We start from the raw sequence: 18,303 nt of genomic DNA, 5'->3' as shown, positions 1-18,303 counted from the left end.
CGGCCGGCCCCGGAATCCGGGACCGGCCGCTCGGAACTCACCAGAGCTGGGAGACGATGTCCGCCGCCTGCTCCTCCCACTGCGCGTAGTGGAACGGGTAGGCCGAAACCTGCACCGTCTGCGCCGCGGCGGTCAACGGCATGTCACGCCACCCGTTGACGTTCTTCAACGCCTGGAAGAAGGCGTTCGAGGAGTACTCGGGATCGGTGATCTGCGCTTCGGTGCCCCAGCCGCTGGACGGACGCTGCTGGAACAGCCCCTGCGAGTCGTGGTCGTTGTACGCGCCCAGGTGGCCGAGGTTGTACAGCTTCGACTCCTGCAACGCGGTGGCGACGCCGATCACCGCGCCACGCTCGCCGACACCGGTCCGCTTGGCCACCTCGATGATGGTCTTGGCGTTCTCCCGCTGGGCGCCGTCCAGCGGCACACGCGACTGCGCGCCCTGGACGCCGTGCGGGATCAACTCCCCACGGCTCGGCTTGCCGGCGGACGGCTTGTCGGTACGGCCACCGGTGGTCAGCGCCGACTCGACAGTGGTGTCGGTGGTCTCCCGACCGGTGGCCTTGTCGATCGCGGCCACCGCGCCCTCGTGCGGGCCGGTGGTGATGGGTGCGGCGACGGCCGTCGGGCCGAAGGCCAGCCCGGCGAGGGCGGTGACGCCCACCACGCTCAGCGTGGTCTTGCGATTCGGGTTCGTCGCGATGGCCGGGAGCCATCGAGTGAAGTCGAACTTCACGATGGATGCCCTTTCGATCGTTACGAGCCGCTCGGGGTTGAGCCGCTCTCGGGGGACGACCGCCGGCAGGGGTTTGGATGCCGACGTCTCGGGGGACACAACCGGCCCGGCGTATCGGGCATTTCCAGAAATAGCCTGAACGCGGAGGGTGAGACCCTGCTCACGCCCGGGATCGGGTGGCTGCTCCTGGCCCGGCAGGAACCGACCTGGCCGGCATGAACCGAACACCGGTACGGATCGGGCGGCGAACCGGTCAGTCGGCGGGCGCGCCGAAGCGCACCAGCACGTGCCAGAGCTGCTTGAGGTGTTGCCGGGTGTCGGTGATCGGGCCCCGGTCGGCCCAGCGGGCCGGGTCGGTGACGACCGAGGCGGCGGCCCGACCGATCAGGGCGGCAGTCAGCGGTTCGCCGGGTCGGGCGAACTCGGCGTGCACCCGGGCCGCCAGCGGCACCATCACCGGCCCCCGGAAGTCGGCGTCGACCTGGTCCACCGGCAGGGCGAAACCGGTGTGCCAGCGCAGCCGGAAACCGTACCGTCGGGCGGCCGTGGCGAGGTCCGCGCCGACGGCGGTGCCCCGGAACGAGGGATCGGCGACCAGTTCCTGCACGTCCCGACCCAGGTGCAGTTCGCCGTGCACCTGGGCCTCGACGTAGTCGTCCAGGGCCCGGCCGGCGGCGGCTGCCGCGAGGTCCTCGCGGGGGCGCAGCAGGTGCGCGGTGAGGTCGACCAGGTTCATGCCGAGACGGCCCAGGCAGACGCCGGTGTCCACCGTCGCTACGAGCAGCGCGGCCAGCACCGGCTCGAACACCTCGGCGGTGCCGACGTCGCGGGGACCGAGGTGGCTGTCGCCGAAGCAGAACGTGGTGCGGTGCCGCACCTCGGGCCGCAACCGCAGGTGGCAGGAGCCGAACCGGACAGCGGCGCCGTCCGGGTGGTCGAGCAGGTTCAGGCCGCCGTACTTCGGCCGCTCCGCCGGGCGCACGCCCGGTCGCTGGTACGCCCCGCCGAACATCTGCTGCTCCCACCGGTCCCGGTCGCCACCCGGGTACGCGGTCAGCCCACCGTTGGAGATCCCGGTCTCGAACTGGCTGCGGTAGACGCCTTCAGCGGCGAGGGCCTGCGCGACCGACCGGCCGTCGGCGAGCAGCCGGTCAGGGTGGAAGTTGAGGGTGATCCGGCCGTCGTGGCCGATCGCGGCGACGAGGTGCGCCGGGTCGGCGCGTACGCCGGCGAGCAGTCGACCGATGGTGGCCCGCGCGTCCGGACGGTCGCGCAGCGCCACGGTCCGCACGTGCCGCAGCGCGTGACGCTGGGCCGGGGTCAACGCCGGTGGCGGGACGAACTGACGTGGGACGGCACCGGCGGCGGGCGGAACCGCCGCCGGTGCGCGATCACAATCGGGTACGGACGACACGGCGACAGGGTCGCCCGACTCTGACCGCCGACGCATCACATTTGTCGGCAGTGCAGGTCAGTGTCCCCGGGCCAGCCACTGCGGCAGTTGCGGCGCCTCGGCGCCGATGGTGCTGCTGTCACCGTGACCGGGGTGCACCACGGTCTGCGGCGGCAGGGTGAGCAGCCGGTCGCGGATCGAGTCAATGATGGTGCCGAAGTCGCTGTACGAGCGGCCGGTGGCACCGGGACCGCCGGCGAACAGGGTGTCGCCGGTGAAGACGACCTCCTGGGCGGCGTCGTGCAGGCAGCACGCGCCGGGGCTGTGGCCGGGGGTGTGCAGCACGGTCAGCGTGCTGCCGCCGACCTCGATCCGCTGGCCGTCGTGCAGCTCGCCGCCGGGCGGCTCGTCGGGGTGCACCATGTCCCACAGCACCCGGTCGGCGGGGTGCAGCAGCACCGGCGCGCCGGTGGCGCGGGACAGCTGCGGGGCGACCCGGACGTGGTCGTCGTGGGCGTGGGTGGCGACGATCGCGGTGACCCGGCGACCGGCCACCACCTTGCAGATGGCGTCCACGTCGTGCGGGGCGTCGATGACCACGCACTCGGTGTCGTCGCCGACCACCCAGACGTTGTTGTCGACGTCGAAGGTCTGCCCGTCGAGGGAGAAGGTGCCGGCGGTGACGGTGTGGTCGATGCGGGCGGTCATCAGAAGACCACCACCGAGCGCAGCACGTCGCCGTGGTGCATCCGGGCGAACGCCTCCTCGACGCCGTCCAGGCTGATCTCCTCGGTGACGAAGGCGTCCAGGTCCAGGCGGCCCTGCAGGTAGAGCTCGGTGAGCATCGGGAAGTCGCGGCTGGGCAGGCAGTCGCCGTACCAGCTCGACTTCAGTGCGCCGCCCCGGCCGAAGACGTCCAGCAGCGGCAGCTCGACGCGCATCTCGGGGGTGGGTACGCCGACCAGCACGACGGTGCCGGCCAGGTCACGGGCGTAGAAGGCCTGCTTCCAGGTCTCCGGTCGACCGACCGCGTCGATCACCACGTCGGCGCCGAACCCGCCGGTGGCGGCCTGGATCTCGGCCACCGGGTCGGCCTCGGAAGCGTTCACGGTGTGGGTGGCGCCGAACTTGCGGGCCCAGTCGAGCTTGCGGGAGTCGGTGTCCACCGCGACGATCGTGGTCGCGCCGGCCAGCACCGCACCGGCGATCGCCGCGTCGCCGACGCCGCCGCAGCCGATCACCGCCACCGAGTCACCGCGGGTCACCCCGCCGGTGTTCATCGCCGCGCCGAGCCCGGCCATCACACCGCAGCCGAGCAGCCCCACGGCGGCGGGCCGGGCGGCCGGGTCCACCTTCGTGCACTGGCCGGCGTGCACCAGCGTCTTCTCGGCGAACGCGCCGATGCCCAGGGCCGGGGTGAGTTCGGTGCCGTCGGTCAGGGTCATCTTCTGGGCGGCGTTGTGGGTGGCGAAGCAGTACCACGGGCGGCCGCGTCGGCAGGCCCGGCACACACCGCAGACGGCCCGCCAGTTGAGCACCACGAAGTCGCCCGGGGCGATCGCGTCGACCCCCGCACCGACCTGCTCGACGATGCCGGCGGCCTCGTGCCCGAGCAGGAAAGGGTAGTCGTCGTTGATGCCGCCCTCGCGGTAGTGCAGGTCGGTGTGGCAGACCCCGCAGGACTGCACCCGTACCACCGCCTCGCCGGGCCCGGGGTCCGGCACCACGATGTCGGTCACCTCGACCGGAGCGCCCTTGCTGCGCGAGATGACTCCCCTGACCTGCTGGCTCACGCTTTCCTCCTCATCCGCGCCGGCGCGCCGCGCCGTCGTGCTGCGGCTTCGCCGGTAAACCGACGGCGCCGACGATCATTCCCGGAGGCGAACCTACCGCCGCGACCACCGATCGGCACAGTGTCCGGGCGGCCGACCGGCAGGTCCGGCCCGTCGTGCCGGCGTCGGGCGGCGTTACGCCACCGCAGCACCTGCACCACACCCACCGCCCACAGTACGTACTGCACGGCGAAAGCCCAGCGGTATGCGTCGAGACCGGGCACGGTCTGCCCGGCCGGGGTGGCCACGTCGAGCACCACGCCGATGGCGAGCACCAGGGCGATCGCCGCGACGAAGCCACCGACGTTGACGATCCCGGTGGCGCTGCCGATGCGGTTGACCGGGTTGAAGGTGCGGACGAAGTCGAAGCCGATCAGCGAACCGGGGCCGTTGAAGGCCAGCACCAGCACCAAGGCGACGAGCAACCAGCCGGGCGCACGGCCGGGCCAGGCCAGCACCACCGTCCAGGTCGCCGCGGTCGCCGCGACGATGCTGAAGACCACCACCGAACGCCGTCGCGGGAACCGGGCGCACAGGTGCGCCACCGTCGGCCCGGTCACCAGCATGCCCATCGTCAGTACGGTGAGCAGGGTGGCCGCCGCGGTGGGCGTGAGCCCCTGCCCCTGCACCAGGAACGGGAAGCCCCACAGCAGCGCGAACACGCTGCCGGAGAACTGGGCGACGAAGTGGGTCCACAACCCGAGGCGGGTGCCCGGGGCGGCCCAGGCGGCGGCGAGCAGCCCGCGCGGCGGCGGCGCGGCGGCCACGGTCACCCGGCGCGGGCTGTCCCGGATCGCGGCGACGGCCACCAGCAGGATCACCGTGGACACTGCGGCGGCGGTCAGGAAGGCGGTGGTCCAGCCGGTGTGTTCCAGCAGCAGCACGAGCGGGACGGCGCCGAACACCGCGCCGAGTTGCCCGAGCGTGCCGGTCAACTGCACGAGCATCGGGTTGCGGCGGCCCGGGAACCAGTACGCGACGATCCGCAGCACGCTGATGAAGGTCATCGCGTCGCCGAGACCGACCAGGACGCGAGCCGCCACGGCCAGTCGTACGTCGGTGGCGAGGGCGAAGCAGAGTTGACCGGCGACCATCAGAGCGCCGCCGGTGATCAGCAGGCGGCGGGAGCCGTACCGGTCGAGCAGCATGCCGACGGGCACCTGCATCAGCGCGTACACGGCGAGTTGGGCGACGGTGAAGGTGGCCAGCGTCGCGGCGCTGATCTCGAAGCGCTGGGACGCCTCCACCCCGGTGACACCGAGCGAACTGCGGTGGAACACCGACGCGGCGTACGCGCTCAGGGCCACGCCCCACACCAGGAGCGCCTGCCGGCGCGGTACGGGTGCCGGGTCGGCCAGGCTCACCGCAGGCCCCGCAGCGCGCGGGCGGCGTTGTCGATGTGGGTGGCCACGGTGGCCAGCCACGGTCCGGGGTCGTCGGCGTCGAGGGCGGCCAACTGCGCGGCGTGGTCGGTCAGCGCCATGTCGGCCCAGCGGGGCGAGAGCCGGAAGGTCGTCTCCCCCATCCGCAGCTGCCGGTCACGCAGCCGCTGGTACAACTCGGCGAGGATCTCGTTGCCGGCGGCGTCCACGACGGTGGCGTGGAACGCCCGGTCGGCGGCCATCAGGGCGGTCAGGTCACCGGCGGCGTGCGCGGCGCGCATCTCGGCCAGCCGGGCGGCCAGGTCGGCGCGGATCTCGGCGCGCCGCGGCCAGACCTGCTCGGCGGCGTGCACCTCGACCAGCCGGCGGGCCTCGATGACGTCGGTGATCTCGCGGGCCGAGACCGGCAGGATCAGCGCCCCACGCTTGGGATAGAGCCGCACCAGCCCTTCGGTCTCCAGCCGCAGCAACGCCTCCCGCACCGGCGTACGCGACACCCCGGTCGCCTCGGCGATCTCACCCTCGCTGATCAACGACCCACCGGGATGGACCTGTTCCAGGATGGCCTGCTTCAGGTGGCGGTAGGCGCGTTCGGCGGCCGAGGGCGCGGCAGTACGACCGATCGACGAGGGATGCGTCATGTATCTATCATGCGCCTCAGGACTTTCGGCAGCTCCGGCAGGGTCCTGACGGTCGTCGGATGCGCCGGCCGTGGCCGTCGTCCTGCTGCTATCGCGACCCGGCTGCCGTGGCCCAGAAGTCCCGCACCAGTTCGCTGAACTCCTCGGCGCGCTCGACCTGCGGCAGGTGTCCACAGCCGGCGAAGACACGGGTACGGGCGTGGGGCAGCAACGTACGCGCCGCGGCCAGGTGCGCCGGCGGCAGGATCCGGTCGTCGTCGCCCCAGACCACCAGGGTCGGCAGGCCGAGTCCGGCCAACCGGCCGAGCAACTCGTCGCGCCAGGGCTGCCGGATGCCGCGTACCGTGCCGAGACCACGTGCGGTCTCCAGCACCACCCGGGCGGCGTACGGGCGGCGGGCCACCGCCAGGGTGTGCCCGATCCGCTCGGCGCTGGCCAGCGTCGGATCGTGGAACAGCGCCCGCTCGGCGCGACCGGCCGTGTGACGGCTGGGCCGCAGCAGCAACCGACCCAGGCCGGGCAGGGTGAGCAGCCGCAACGCCAGGGTCACCTCGGGGCCGAACCCCGCGCTGGCGACCAGGGTGAGGGAGGCGACCCGGGTCGGCCGGGTGACGGCGTACCCCATGGCGACGGCGCCGCCGAGCGAGTTGCCCACCAGATGCACCGGCTCGTCGACGCCGGCCGCGTCCAGGTAGGCGCCGACGAACCGGGCCAGCGCCGACAGGGTGTACGGCTGGGCCATCGGCAACGATCCGCCGTAGCCGGGCAGGTCGACGCTGTGCACCCGGTACCGGTCGGCCAGCAGGTCATGCTGTTCGGTGAAGTCCCGCAGCGTACGGCCGATGCCGTGCAGCAACAGCACCGGCGGCCCGGCGCCGTCGACGCGGTGATGGACCCGCCGCCCGTCGACGGTGAGGTGCCGGAACCGTGCGGGGGTGCTCACCGCTGCGCGGGGGTACGGGGGCGGGTGTCGGTGCGGCGGGTCTCGGCGCGGTCGATGGCGGCCAGCAGGTGACGGTGGGCGGCCGGCGCGACCCGGACCAGCAGGTCGGGAAGGCGGGCCGACCAGCCGATCAGGACGCGCCCTCGGCGGCGGGCGACACCCCGCAGGATGGCCTCGGCGGCGGTCGCCGGGTCGATGGTGAGCAGTCGTTCGAAGCGCCGCCGGCCGTCCTCGAACTGGCCCCGGTCCACTCCGCTGCCCACCCGCGCGTCGCGGGCGATGCGGGTGCGCACCCCACCCGGGTGCACGCAGGTGACGCCGATGCCGTCGGCGGCGAGTTCGTGTCGCAGCGCCTCGGTGAAGCCGCGTACCGCGAACTTGCTGGCCGAGTAGGCGACCTGGCCCGCCGGGGCGATCAGCCCGAACAGGCTGCTGACGGCGACCAGGTGCGCGCCGGGTTCGGCCTTGAGCGTCGGCAACAACGCGTGGGTCAGCTGCGCCACCGCCCGGAAGTTCACCTCGACGACCCAGCTGAACTCGTCGAAGGTCACCTCGTCGAAGCGCCCGCCGAGGGCCACCCCGGCGTTGTTGACAAGTAGTCGGATCCTCGGGTGCCGGGTGCGGATCTGCTCGGCGACGGCGGCGGTGGACTGCGCGTCGGCCAGATCCACCTGGTACGTGTGCACCGTCCGACCGGTGGCGCGCAGCGCGTCGGCCACCGCGTCGAGGCCGTCGGCGTCCCGGTCGAGCAGGACCAGGTCGCTGCCGCGCCGGGCCAGCCCGTGGGCCAGGGCCGCGCCGATGCCACCGGCCGCGCCGGTGACCACGGCGGTGCCGCCGGTGAAGTCGAACTTACGCATCGACAGACCTCCGTAGTGCCGAGTCGGCCCGGCTGAATCGGACCCCAGGGTCGGTGAGCCGCCCGAACCGCAGCAGCAGCAGATCGCGCAGGTAGTTCTGGCGCACCCGCCACGGTGCCCGATGACCCTGCCGGGGCAGCCGATCGGCGCCCCGGCGCACGTACCCGGAGGTGAGTCCGACCAGCGGTGCCCGCCGATCGTCGGGCGGGGCCAGCGGGGTGACCACCTGCGTGCCGGTGCGGTCCAGGTGCCGCAGCAGCCGGCACACGTACTCGGCGACCAGGTCGGTCCTGAGCGTCCAGGAGGCGTTGGTGTAGCCGAAGGCCAACGCGAAGTTCGGCACCCCGGAGAGCAACGTCCCCTTGTACGCGACGGTCTGCGCCACGTCGACGTCGACGCCGTCCACCCGCAGCGTCATCCCGCCGAGCATGAGCAGGTCGAGCCCGGTGGCGGTGACCACCACGTCGGCCGGTAGGTGCACACCGGAGGTCAGCTGAATGCCGTCGGTGGTGAATCGGTCGATGGTATCGGTGACCACGGTGGCCCGACCGGCGGACACCGCGGCGAACAGCTCGCCGTCGGGATCCACGCACAACCGCTGGTCCCAGGGGTCGTAGCGGGGGTTGAAATGGCGGTCGACGTCGTAGCCGGTCGGCAGCGCGCGGGCCGTCCGTCGGCGCAGCGCCCGCCGCACCAGCCCGGGCGCCCACCGGCTGAGCTGGTAGATGGCGGTGACCAGCAGGATGCTCTTCCAGCGGACCAGCGGGTACGCGAGCCTCGCCGGCAACCGGCGGCGCAGCGTGTCGGCGAGCGGATCGTCACTGGGGTGCGCCAGCACGTAGGTGGGTGAGCGTTGCAGCATGGTCACCTCGGCGGCCTGCCGGGCCAACGCCGGGACCAGGGTGATGGCGGTGGCACCACTGCCGATCACCACCACCCGGCGGTCGCGCAGGTCGAGGTCGGCGGGCCAGTGCTGCGGATGCACGATCCGGCCGGTGAACTGCTCCTGCCCGGTGAGCTGCGGGGCGTACCCGGCGTCGTAACGGTAGTAGCCGGTGCAGGCGTACAGGAAGGAGCAGGTGAGGGTGAGTGTCTCGGCGGTGTCGTCGCGGCGGACCAGTACCGTCCAGCGGGCCTGCCGGCTGTCCCAGTCCGCCCGCAGCACCCGGTGCCGCAACCGGACGTGCCGGGTGACGTCGTGCTCGTCGGCGGTACGACGCAGGTAGTCGAGGATCGTCGCGCCCTCGGCGATCACCTTCGGGGCCTGCCAGGGGGCGAAGGAGTAGCCGAAGGTGGACATGTCGGAGTCGGAGCGTACGCCCGGGTAGCGGAACAGGTCCCAGGTGCCGCCGATGCAGTCGCGGGCCTCCAGCACGGCGAACGTCTTGTCCGGGCAGTGCCGGCGCAACTGGCAGGCGGCGCCGATGCCGGACAGCCCGGCGCCCACGATGAGCACGTCGACGTGGTCCGGGGCCATCTGATCCTCCTGGTACGCGAGGTGCTGCCTCGGGACCATACCTGTGGGCGGGACCGCCACGGCCTGGTGGGCGGCGGTGACCAGGGCTGCGGTTCAGATGTTCGCGGAGTCCGGCGGCACCGCGTCGGGCAGCGTCGGCGCGCCGGCCAGCGGTTCGGTCGCCCGGCCGGGCAGACCCAGGGTGTACGCGGTCATCGACAGCGACCCGTAGGCGTACCCGTCCACCAGCACCTCGGTGCTCTGCCCGGCCGCCCCGGCCAGGCCGGCGAGGTAGAGCAGCGGGATGAAGTGGTCGGGTGTCGGCACGGCGAGGCCGAAGTCGCGGTGGGCGTCGAGGTGACCGGCTTCGGTGGGGTCGTCCAGCATGGTCGCCTTGGCCGCCTCGTCGAAGCGCTGCGCCCAGTCGAAGCCCTGGTCGACCAGTCGACGGTCGACGCCGCCGAGGTTGTGCACCACGTTGCCGCTGGCCACCACCAGCACTCCGCGCTCGCGCAGCGGGGCGAGCTTCGCGCCCAGCTCAAGGTGGTAGTCGAGGCCCTTGAAGGCGTTGATGCTCAGTTGCACGACCGGGATGTCCGCCTCGGGGAAGGCGTGCACCAGCACCGACCAGGTGCCGTGGTCGATGCCCCAGGAGTCGATGTCGGCGCCCACCCAGGTCGGGTGCACCACGTCACTGACCTCTTCGGCCAGCTCGGGCAGGCCCGGCGCGGGATAGCGGACGTCGAACAGCTCCTGCGGGAAGCCGTAGAAGTCGTGGATCGTCTTCGGGCGGGGCATCGCGGTGACCGCGGTGGCACCGATGTACCAGTGGGCGGAGACCACCAGGATCGCCCGGGGCCGGGGCACCGACCGGCCGAAGGCCCGCCACGCGGCGGTGTACCGGTTGACCTCCAGGGCGTTCATCGGGCTGCCGTGGCCGAAGAACACGGCCGGCATCGTATTGTCGCTCATCGCACGTCTCCTGCTGTGGCGGTCGCCCGAGCGTATCCGGCCCGCCCGGCGGCCGGCAGGGCTGCGCCGATCCCGTACGCGACCGGGGGTGCCCTCAGGCGGTCTCGCCCGGGGCGAGGTACCGGTAGCCGGGGACGGTCTCGGTGAACCAGCCGTTGACGCTGGCCAGGCCCCGGTCGTTGAGCTGGGCGTCGTGGATGGGGAACACCTCGGTCGCGCCGACCGCAGTGGCGAAGTCGATCGCCTCGGTGAGCTTGAGCCAGGACGCCTGGGCCGGCACCAGCAGGGTCCGCACCGGCCGGCCCGGCAGGTGCAGCGAGTCACCCGGGTGGTAGACGGCGTCGTCGACGAGATAGCCGAGGTTGACGCAGTCGGGTTGCCCGCCGTGGATGGTGGCGTGCCGTCCACCGACGGCGGTCACCTCGAAGCCGGCGGCGGTGAAGCGTTGCCCCGGCCGCACCCGGGTCACCGGCAGCCGGGCCAGGTCCGGCAGCACGGCGTCCTCCGGTACGAAGACCGGCACGCCCAGACCGGCCAGCCGCAGCACGTCGACGTGATCGGTGTGTTCGTGGCTGACCAGTACGGCGTCGGCGCCGGCCAGGGCTCGCGGCTCACTCCACGTGCCGGGGTCGATGACCAGTACCGAGCCGTGTTGTTCGAGCCGGACACAGGAGTGGGTGTACTTGGTTATCCGCACCCGATGCAGGCTACGGCTCGGCGCTGCGGCGGGTGGTCCCGCTGCGCGTGGCGCGGGCCGCCGGGCGGCGGCGTGACGGTGGCGGATCCGCCACCACCTCGGCCACCGCACACAGGTCGGTCAACGGATCGGCCGCCTGCGCCGCGCACGCCGCCCGGCGCAGCAGGGCCCGCAGGGTGGCCGCCTCCTCGTCGGTCAACGCCGCCATCAGGCGTGTCTCGACGTCCCGCAACGCCTCCCGCCGCTGCCGGGCCGCCGCCCGACCGGCGTCGGTGACGACGACCAGCCGGCTGCGCCGGTCGGCCGGGTCGGGACGACGCGACAGCAGCCCGTCGCGCTCCAGGTCGTCGATCAGGTACGTCAGCACGGTCCGGTCGATGCCCAACTCCTCGGCGATCGCGCCCTGGTTACGCGCCGGGTCCCGGTCGGCGGCGACGAGCACCTGGTAGCCGCGTGGCCCGCCGGGCAGGTCACCGACGGTGTGCTCGGCACCGCGCAGGTGGGCCCGGAAGAGGACACCGAGCATCCACCCGAAGTCGTCGGTGATCGGGTCGGTGTGGATGTCGTCGCCGTGGGGACCGCTCATGTCCCAAGGTTAGCCCAAATCACAGACTTTATTGAGCACACATGTTCTGACCGGCATAGCATTGGCGTTCTCCGCTCTCAGGAAGGACGACCGCGATGAGCGACTACGGACACGACCTGATCTTCGGATCGTTCCTGACCCCCGGCAGCGCCGACGCGACGCAGCCGGTCCGGCTCGCCATGCTCTCCGAGCAGGTCGGGCTCGACCTGGTCACCTTCCAGGATCATCCCTACCAGCCCGCGTACCTGGACACCTGGACGCTGATGAGCTTCGTCGCCGCCCGGACCAGCCGGGTACGCCTGGCCGCGAATGTGACGAACCTGCCGCTGCGTCCACCCGCGGTGCTGGCCCGCAGCATCGCCAGCCTGGACCTGCTCAGCGACGGCCGCACGGAACTCGGTCTGGGCGCCGGAGGGTTCTGGGACGCCATCGAGTCCATGGGCGGGCGACGCCTCTCCCCCGGGCAGGCGGTACGGGCGCTGGAGGAGGCGATCGAGATCATCCGCCAGGTCTGGGACGCCGGCGCACGGGGCGGCGTGCGGGTCGACGGCGAGTTCCACCGGGTGATCGGGGCCAAACGCGGTCCGGCCCCCGCCCACGACGTACCGGTCTGGATCGGGGCGTACAAGCCACGGATGCAGGCGCTGACCGGGCGCCTGGCCGACGGCTGGCTGCCGTCGCTGCCCTACCTGCAGCCCGGTGACCTGGCCAAGGGCAACGCCGTCATCGACGAGGCCGCCACCGCCGCCGGCCGCTCCCCCACCGACGTACGCCGGCTGCTCAACATCAGCGGACGGTTCGCCGCGACCGGCAGCGGGCCGTTGCAGGGCCCGGCCGAGCAGTGGGCCGAGGAGTTGGCCGACCTCGCCCTGACCGAGGGCGTCAGCGCCTTCATCCTGGCCAGCGACGACCCCGACGACCTGCGGCGGTTCGCCGCCGAGGTGGCGCCGGCCACCCGGGAGCTGGTCGCCGCCGAACGGTGATCGTCTGCGGCGGTCCGACCCGTCGGTGAGAGCGAGCATCGTGTCCACCCGCCGGGCGGCATCATTCGGGCATGGGGCAAGCACGCGGGCATCGGTTGGTGCCGCACACCGCCGACGTCCGCATCGAGGCGTGGGCGCCGGACCGGGCCGGCTGTCTGGCCGAGGCGGTCACCGCGATGGTCGAGTCGTTCGCCGACCTCGCCGGTGCCCGACTCCACGCCGAACGGGAGTTCCGCCCGCCACCGGCCGCCGACGAGGACCTGCTGGTCGCCGTCCTCGACGAGGTGATCTACCGGATGGAGACGGCGGACGAACTGCCGCTGGTCACCGAGGTCACCGACGACGCGGGTGGCCTGCGGGTGCGCTGGGGCGTCACCGCGACCGGCGAGGTGGAGCTGACCGGCGCGGTGCCGAAGGCGGTCTCCCTGCACGAGCTGCGCTTCGGCGGCGACGACGCGGGCTGGTCCGGTGCGGTGACCTTGGACGTGTGAACGGCGGCGACTCAGCCCTTGACCACGCCCAACGGCACCAGCCGGGCCACCTTGCGGCACAACCCGGCACCCTCGGCCGCCTCGACGACAGCCGAGACGTCCTTGTACGCCGCCGGCATCTCCTCGGCCAGGCCGCGCCGTGACGCCCCTTGTACCACGATGTCCCGGGCCGCCAGTTCGGCGCGCGGATCCCCGCCCGCTCCTGCCGCGACCGCCTGCTTGCGGCTGCGCACCCGCCCGGCGCCGTGGCAGGTGGAGGTGAACGCGGGCGAGTCCGCCACCCCGGTCAGCACGTACGAGCCGGTGCCCATCGAGCCGGGGATGAGCACCGGTTGGCCGACGTCCCGCAGCTCCTCGGGCAGGTCGGTGTGGCCCGGCGGCAGGGCCCGGGTGGCGCCCTTGCGGTGGACGCACAACCGCCGCACCGCACCGTCGACCACCTGCTCCTCGATCTTGGCGAGGTTGTGCGAGACGTCGTAGACCAGGTCGAGCCGCCGACCCGTCTCCCGCTCGAAGATCCGGCCAGCCGCGTGGGCGAGCAGTTGCCGGTTGGCTCGCGCGTAGTTCGCCGCGGCGGCCATCGCACCCAGATACGCCCGACCGGCCGCCGAGGCGACCGGAGCACAGGCCAGCTGCCGGTCCGGCACCTGGATGCCGTGGCTGCCCATCACCTGTTCCATGGCCCGTACGTGATCGGTGCAGATCTGGTGGCCGAGCCCCCGCGAACCGCAGTGGATCATCACGCAGACCTGGTCGGGGCGCAGCCCGAACGCCTCGGCCACCGGCGCGTCGTACACCTGCTCGACGGCCTGGACCTCCAGGAAGTGGTTGCCGGAGCCGAGGCTGCCGACCTGGTGCGCGCCGCGCTCGATCGCCCGCTCGCTGACCTGTGCCGGGTCCGCGTCGTGCACCGCGCCGTAGTCCTCACAGCGCAGCAGGTCCCGCTCGACCCCGAAGCCGCGCTGCACCGCGTACCGGGAGCCGCCGCGCAGCACCGCGTCCAACTCGTCGCGGCTGGTGAGCTGCCACAGCGCGCCGCTGCCCATCCCGCGTGGGGTGGCCGCACTGAGCGCGTCCATCACCGCCTCCAGCCGAGGCCGCAGCTCGTCGCGGTCCAGGTCGGCGGCGAGCAGCCGAACCCCGCAGGAGATGTCGAAACCGACCCCGCCGGGCGAGACCACCCCGCCGGCCGCGACGTCGGTGGCGGCCACCCCGCCGATCGGGAAGCCGTAACCCCAGTGCAGGTCCGGCATGGCGTACGAGGCGCCGACGATGCCGGGCAGGGTGGCGACGTTGGCCACCTGCTCCAACGACCGGTCGGCCACCGGATCGGGCAGCAACGCGCGGGACGCGAAGATCACCCCCGGGACCCGCATCGGATCACGCCGGTCGATCCGGAAACGGTACGGCGACTCCTCGACCAGCTCCATCCGCGGCGGCTACCCACGCTCCTGCTGCCTACACCTACGGGTACGCCCAGCGACGTGCCGGAGCGACACCGTCGTACGTCGAAAGGCGACCCGGAACCGGGTCCACGGACGGCAGGCAAGCACCGTCGGCGCACCTACCGTTGGCCGCGCACCAGATCGAACGTGCCCGCCCGGGGCACCGATGGAAGGATTGCGATGCGCGGCAAACTCACCTGGATCGCCCTCGTCGGCCTGACCTGGGCGGCCATGATGTCGTTCGGTGGAGTGGCCGCCGAGACGGTCATGCTCTACCCGAACGTCTTCCACGACCCGCCGGCCTCGCTGGAGCGGGCCCGCGAGTTCCTCGCCGTCAGTGGCCCCAGCGACTACTTCCCCCCGCTGGGCGCCTCGGTGGTGCTGCTGAGCGTCGCCGCGACGGTGCTCAGCTGGCGTCAGCGCGATCTGCGCTGGTGGATCGTCGCCGCGACAGTGGTCTTCGTCGCCTGCGAGTTCCTGTTCTCGGTGGTCTTCTTCTGGCCCCGCAACGAGATCATGTTCGTCGATCCGGCCGGCACTCACTCACCGGAGTACCTGCGCCAGGTCGCCGACGAGTTCGTCGCCGGGCACTGGGTACGACTCGCCGGTGGGGCGGTGACCGCCGCCCTGTCCTTCACCGCGCTCCTCCGCCGGGCCCGTACCGACCAGCGACAGGTCCCCTGATCGACGCCGGTGCCCGCGCCTCGACCCGTGGGCGGCCGGGCCGGCCCGGCGGGAACAATGAGTACCGGCAGTGGATCAGCGAGAAGGGGCGGGCAACGTGTCGGAGATGACCGGAGCAGCCACGGCGGACCCGACCGCAGGCATGACCGGCCGCACCGGCGCAGGGCGGGCGGTCCCCGGCGTCGGGGCGGTGGAGGGTGGGCTGCGCGCCGACTGCGCCCGCTGCTTCGGCCTCTGCTGCGTCGCCCCCGCGTTCGCCGCGTCCGCCGACTTCGCGCACGACAAGCCCGCCGGACAGCCGTGCCGCAACCTGCGTACCGACTTCGGCTGCGGCATCCACCCCGAGCTACGCGAGCGCGGCTTCGCCGGGTGTACCGTCTTCGACTGCTTCGGCGCGGGCCAGCGGGTGGCCCAGCAGACCTTCGGCGGTCGGGACTGGCGTAACGCACCGGAGCACGCCGGTCAGATGTTCGACGTCTTCGCGGTGATGCGTTCGCTGCACGAACTGCTCTGGTACCTGACCGAGGCACTGCGGTTGCGGCCACCGGCCGACCTGGCCGCGCAGGTGTCCGCCGCGCTGGCCGAGACCGACACGTTGGCCTCGGGCAGCCCGCAGGACCTGCTCACCCTCGACGTCGACGGGCACCGCGCGAAGCTCAACGTGCTGTTGTCGCGTACCGCCGAACTGGCCCGCACCCGCGGCGGCGGCGCCGGTGCCGACCACCGGGGTGCCGTGCTCGTCGGCCGGGACCTGCGCCGGGTCGACCTGCGCCGGGCGAACCTGCGCGGCGCGACCCTCATCGGGGCGGACCTGCGGGGCGTCGACCTGACCCGCGCCGACCTGACCGGTGCCGACCTGCGCGGGGCGGACCTGCGGGGCGCGGATCTGTCCGACGCCCTGTTCCTGCACCAGGCGCAGGTCGACGCGGCCCGTGGTGACCGGCAGACCCGCCTACCGGTCCGGCTCGGTCGGCCCGCCCACTGGTCGGCCCTGCCGCTGACCCCCCGCCGCACCCGACGACGCTGACCCGTCGGTCCTGGCCACGAGGGTGGCCCGTCACACGGTGGCGGATCGCGCCTCGGTCATGCCCTGGTTGGCCAGGGCGTCGGCCCGCTCGTTCTCCGGATGTCCGTTGTGGCCCTTGACCCACAGCCAGGTGACCTGGTGCCGGGCGCAGGCCGCCTCCAACTGCTGCCACAGGTCGGCGTTCTTCACCGGCTGCCGGGCCGCGGTCAACCAGCCGTTACGTTTCCAGGACGCCAACCAACTGGTGATGCCGTTGCGCACGTACGTGCTGTCGGTGTGCAACTCGACCGTGACCGGCCGGGTCAGGCTCTCCAGGGCCTTGATGGCGGCGGTCAGCTCCATCCGGTTGTTGGTGGTCGGGGTGGCCTCCCCACCGCAGATCTCCCGCTCGTGGGCGCCGTAGCGCAACACCGCGCCCCAGCCACCCGGGCCGGGGTTTCCACTGCACGCGCCGTCGGTCCAGATCTGCACGACCCGACCGGCCGCCTCGTCCACCATGCCACCAAACCTACCGAAGCCACGTGCACCGACCGACGACCGGCCACGCGGGGTTGCAGCTCTTCCTCGTCCGCTCAGGGATCCGAACCGACAACCGGCGGCGGCACCCGCCAGGCCGGCCGCCGCGACGGTACGACCCGGTCCCGAAGTCGACCGGCGGCATCACCCACCGCCGCGGCGGCCATCGACGGCAGCCGGGTCGAGTTCATCACCGCCAGGTCCTCCGCCACACTCGTGGCACCGTCGAGGAACCGCAGCACCCGCGACGCCGGATTACGGTCGAACAACCGGGCGAAGAACGCGGGGCCGTCGACCAGGTCACGGTCCAGGGCCCGGAGCGCGACCGCGTCCATCCAGCGATGCCGAGGGGGGTACGCCGGACCCGGTACCGGTGGCCGCCCGGCGGCCAGTGCCCGGGCCACCTGCTCGGCCTGCCGGTACATGGCCGCGAAGGTGAACCCGGTGGACGGTCGGGTCGCACCGCCGGCGGTGCCCAGGCGCACCACCCGAGGCGACGGTCGGGCGACGAACGGCCCGTCGGTCATCGGGATGACCCCGTTCTCCACCTCGCCCACCGTGAACCGGGCCGGATCCAGACCGAGCAGGTCGCAGTAGCCGCCGAGAGCACTGTCGTACGCCGCCCCGGTGAGCAGGTGCGGTGAGAACTCGGTGTACTCGACAAGCGCGTACCGGCTGCTGACCGGCAACACGTACCCGAAGGACACCCCACGGGTCGGCTGCGGCGTACGAAAATCCATCAACACGGCACGCGTCGGATCGAACAACGGACGGTCCGCCGCCAGCCACCACCCGCGGAAATGCTGCAACCAGTTCGTCCGCCCGGGCCGCTCCGGTGGTCGGGGTCGGGAGTCCAGCACCCAGCCGGCCCGTAACACCGGCCCATCGGAGCCGCCCACCAGCACCCCGTCGCCATCATCGGTCACCGTGTCGGCACTGGCGACCACGCGGGTCACGCCCAGCAGTCGCTCCGCCTCGGCCGCCCGGTCGTAGATCGGTGACGAGCGCAGCATCGCGTACCGCAGCGGAGCGACGTCGAGGACGCGCTGCCTCTCGGCGGTGACCACCTCGACCCGCGACCAGCTCGCGCTGAGCAACTCGTCCAGGTCGTTGCCGGGCCGGTCCCAGAATGCCCAGGTCCGGTCCTGACCGCGCCTCTGCACCGGATCCACGACGGCGATACGTAGGTCGCGCACGTGGTGCCGGGCCAGGGCGGCCAGCACCAGCGAGGCCGCCCCGCCTCCACCGAGCAGGGCGAGGTCGACCTCCAACGGCACAGAACCCACCCGGCCACGCTGCCACACCCAGCGAGGCGTGCTGCAGGAAGGGGCCCTTGTTGGCTGGGGTGATCGTCTTCGGTCCTGGACGGTTGCGGTCGTGCCTGGTTGCGGTGAGGGCTGGGGCGACCGTGCCCGGCTTCGGGCGGTCAGGCTTGATCCCTACGCCGGGCACGGTCGCCCCATCCCGACCCGGTCGGCCTTCGTCCATCCCGTCGGCCGTACAAACGCCTTGGTGGGGACGGTGGCGGAGAGAGCCGCCGCCCCTTGCTTGATGACGGTGCTCGTCAGTGTCGTCGGGCTTGTCGGTGTTGGGCTTGCGGATGGAAGTGTGGACGCCGTTTGGCCGGCACCCTGGTTGCGGGTGCCGGCCAAACGGTTC

The 18,303-nt window shown here is 72.6% G+C and carries 19 protein-coding genes; 4 read left to right on the top strand and 15 right to left on the bottom strand.

Features of this window, described 5'->3' with window-relative positions; genetic code table 11:
* Positions 1–37 precede the first annotated feature (37 nt).
* From JMF97_RS08480 to JMF97_RS08425, 12 genes are all read right to left on the bottom strand, one after another.
* Positions 38–736, bottom strand: a complete 699-nt coding sequence (locus tag JMF97_RS08480) for a hypothetical protein (protein ID WP_203221049.1) — start codon at positions 734–736, stop codon at positions 38–40.
* Between the two features lie 253 nt (positions 737–989).
* Positions 990–2,018 (bottom strand): DUF3626 domain-containing protein, encoded by a 1,029-nt coding sequence (locus JMF97_RS08475; RefSeq protein WP_307816870.1) that lies wholly within the window; start codon positions 2,016–2,018, stop codon positions 990–992.
* Between the two features lie 189 nt (positions 2,019–2,207).
* A complete protein-coding gene (locus tag JMF97_RS08470) occupies positions 2,208–2,837 on the bottom strand; it encodes an MBL fold metallo-hydrolase (protein WP_203221048.1) in 630 nt (209 codons plus the stop codon).
* Positions 2,837–3,922 (bottom strand): S-(hydroxymethyl)mycothiol dehydrogenase, encoded by a 1,086-nt coding sequence (locus JMF97_RS08465; RefSeq protein WP_013733947.1) that lies wholly within the window; start codon positions 3,920–3,922, stop codon positions 2,837–2,839. The genes JMF97_RS08470 and JMF97_RS08465 overlap by 1 nt, the downstream gene beginning before the upstream one ends.
* Positions 3,919–5,325, bottom strand: a complete 1,407-nt coding sequence (locus tag JMF97_RS08460) for an MFS transporter (RefSeq protein WP_203221047.1) — start codon at positions 5,323–5,325, stop codon at positions 3,919–3,921. The genes JMF97_RS08465 and JMF97_RS08460 overlap by 4 nt, the downstream gene beginning before the upstream one ends.
* Positions 5,322–5,984, bottom strand: coding sequence for a GntR family transcriptional regulator (locus tag JMF97_RS08455; RefSeq protein ID WP_203221046.1), 663 nt, complete (start codon positions 5,982–5,984; stop codon positions 5,322–5,324). The genes JMF97_RS08460 and JMF97_RS08455 overlap by 4 nt, the downstream gene beginning before the upstream one ends.
* 88 nt (positions 5,985–6,072) lie before the next feature.
* On the bottom strand, positions 6,073–6,927 hold the full coding sequence (locus JMF97_RS08450; protein WP_203221045.1) for an alpha/beta fold hydrolase: 855 nt from the start codon (positions 6,925–6,927) through the stop codon (positions 6,073–6,075).
* On the bottom strand, positions 6,924–7,787 hold the full coding sequence (locus JMF97_RS08445; protein ID WP_203221044.1) for an SDR family NAD(P)-dependent oxidoreductase: 864 nt from the start codon (positions 7,785–7,787) through the stop codon (positions 6,924–6,926). The genes JMF97_RS08450 and JMF97_RS08445 overlap by 4 nt, the downstream gene beginning before the upstream one ends.
* Positions 7,780–9,264: a flavin-containing monooxygenase gene (locus JMF97_RS08440; RefSeq protein WP_203221043.1), complete on the bottom strand. Its 1,485-nt coding sequence runs from the start codon at positions 9,262–9,264 to the stop codon at positions 7,780–7,782. The genes JMF97_RS08445 and JMF97_RS08440 overlap by 8 nt, the downstream gene beginning before the upstream one ends.
* 93 nt (positions 9,265–9,357) lie before the next feature.
* Entirely contained in the window at positions 9,358–10,215 is an 858-nt protein-coding gene (gene ygiD / locus JMF97_RS08435) for a 4,5-DOPA-extradiol-dioxygenase (protein ID WP_238359033.1), read from the bottom strand.
* A 94-nt stretch (positions 10,216–10,309) separates the two neighbouring features.
* Complete coding sequence (locus JMF97_RS08430; protein WP_203221042.1) at positions 10,310–10,912, bottom strand: MBL fold metallo-hydrolase; 603 nt, start codon at positions 10,910–10,912, stop codon at positions 10,310–10,312.
* 10 nt (positions 10,913–10,922) lie between these two features.
* Positions 10,923–11,498 carry a MarR family winged helix-turn-helix transcriptional regulator gene (locus JMF97_RS08425; RefSeq protein WP_203221041.1) on the bottom strand — a complete coding sequence of 192 codons (576 nt, stop codon included), beginning with the start codon at positions 11,496–11,498 and terminating at the stop codon, positions 10,923–10,925.
* Positions 11,499–11,593: 95 nt separating this feature from the next.
* Between JMF97_RS08425 and JMF97_RS08420 the strand changes: the two genes are divergently transcribed.
* Positions 11,594–12,481, top strand: coding sequence for an LLM class flavin-dependent oxidoreductase (locus tag JMF97_RS08420; RefSeq protein WP_203221040.1), 888 nt, complete (start codon positions 11,594–11,596; stop codon positions 12,479–12,481).
* A 71-nt stretch (positions 12,482–12,552) separates the two neighbouring features.
* Entirely contained in the window at positions 12,553–12,972 is a 420-nt protein-coding gene (locus JMF97_RS08415) for an archease (protein WP_203221039.1), read from the top strand.
* An 11-nt stretch (positions 12,973–12,983) separates the two neighbouring features.
* Here the strand turns inward: JMF97_RS08415 and JMF97_RS08410 are convergent, their stop codons facing one another.
* A complete protein-coding gene (locus JMF97_RS08410; RefSeq protein WP_203221038.1) occupies positions 12,984–14,402 on the bottom strand; it encodes an RtcB family protein in 1,419 nt (472 codons plus the stop codon).
* 195 nt (positions 14,403–14,597) lie between these two features.
* Between JMF97_RS08410 and JMF97_RS08405 the strand changes: the two genes are divergently transcribed.
* Positions 14,598–15,101 (top strand): anthrone oxygenase family protein, encoded by a 504-nt coding sequence (locus JMF97_RS08405; protein ID WP_203221037.1) that lies wholly within the window; start codon positions 14,598–14,600, stop codon positions 15,099–15,101.
* A 142-nt stretch (positions 15,102–15,243) separates the two neighbouring features.
* Positions 15,244–16,128 carry a pentapeptide repeat-containing protein gene (locus JMF97_RS08400; RefSeq protein ID WP_203221444.1) on the top strand — a complete coding sequence of 295 codons (885 nt, stop codon included), beginning with the start codon at positions 15,244–15,246 and terminating at the stop codon, positions 16,126–16,128.
* Between the two features lie 30 nt (positions 16,129–16,158).
* Here the strand turns inward: JMF97_RS08400 and rnhA are convergent, their stop codons facing one another.
* Positions 16,159–16,626, bottom strand: a complete 468-nt coding sequence (gene rnhA / locus JMF97_RS08395; protein ID WP_203221036.1) for a ribonuclease HI — start codon at positions 16,624–16,626, stop codon at positions 16,159–16,161.
* A 74-nt stretch (positions 16,627–16,700) separates the two neighbouring features.
* Positions 16,701–17,948, bottom strand: coding sequence for a lycopene cyclase family protein (locus JMF97_RS08390; RefSeq protein ID WP_203221035.1), 1,248 nt, complete (start codon positions 17,946–17,948; stop codon positions 16,701–16,703).
* Positions 17,949–18,303: the final 355 nt, after the last annotated feature.

Origin of the sequence: Micromonospora fiedleri (assembly GCF_016774385.1) — a bacterium.
GTDB lineage: Bacteria > Actinomycetota > Actinomycetes > Mycobacteriales > Micromonosporaceae > Micromonospora > Micromonospora gifhornensis.
Note: the sequence above shows the minus strand (reverse complement) of the source record. Positions and strands in the feature narration are given on the sequence as shown.

Excerpts from the sequence above, each read along its gene's own strand:
- JMF97_RS08470 (WP_203221048.1), bottom strand. The coding sequence starts at position 2,837 with ATGACCGCCCGCATCGACCACACCGTCACCGCCGGCACCTTCTCCCTC.
- JMF97_RS08455 (WP_203221046.1), bottom strand. The coding sequence starts at position 5,984 with ATGACGCATCCCTCGTCGATCGGTCGTACTGCCGCGCCCTCGGCCGCC.
- JMF97_RS08445 (WP_203221044.1), bottom strand. The coding sequence starts at position 7,787 with ATGCGTAAGTTCGACTTCACCGGCGGCACCGCCGTGGTCACCGGCGCG.
- JMF97_RS08440 (WP_203221043.1), bottom strand. The coding sequence starts at position 9,264 with ATGGCCCCGGACCACGTCGACGTGCTCATCGTGGGCGCCGGGCTGTCC.
- ygiD (WP_238359033.1), bottom strand. The coding sequence starts at position 10,215 with ATGAGCGACAATACGATGCCGGCCGTGTTCTTCGGCCACGGCAGCCCG.
- JMF97_RS08425 (WP_203221041.1), bottom strand. The coding sequence starts at position 11,498 with ATGAGCGGTCCCCACGGCGACGACATCCACACCGACCCGATCACCGAC.
- JMF97_RS08420 (WP_203221040.1), top strand. The coding sequence starts at position 11,594 with ATGAGCGACTACGGACACGACCTGATCTTCGGATCGTTCCTGACCCCC.
- JMF97_RS08415 (WP_203221039.1), top strand. The coding sequence starts at position 12,553 with ATGGGGCAAGCACGCGGGCATCGGTTGGTGCCGCACACCGCCGACGTC.
- JMF97_RS08410 (WP_203221038.1), bottom strand. The coding sequence starts at position 14,402 with ATGGAGCTGGTCGAGGAGTCGCCGTACCGTTTCCGGATCGACCGGCGT.
- JMF97_RS08405 (WP_203221037.1), top strand. The coding sequence starts at position 14,598 with ATGCGCGGCAAACTCACCTGGATCGCCCTCGTCGGCCTGACCTGGGCG.
- JMF97_RS08400 (WP_203221444.1), top strand. The coding sequence starts at position 15,244 with ATGACCGGCCGCACCGGCGCAGGGCGGGCGGTCCCCGGCGTCGGGGCG.
- rnhA (WP_203221036.1), bottom strand. The coding sequence starts at position 16,626 with ATGGTGGACGAGGCGGCCGGTCGGGTCGTGCAGATCTGGACCGACGGC.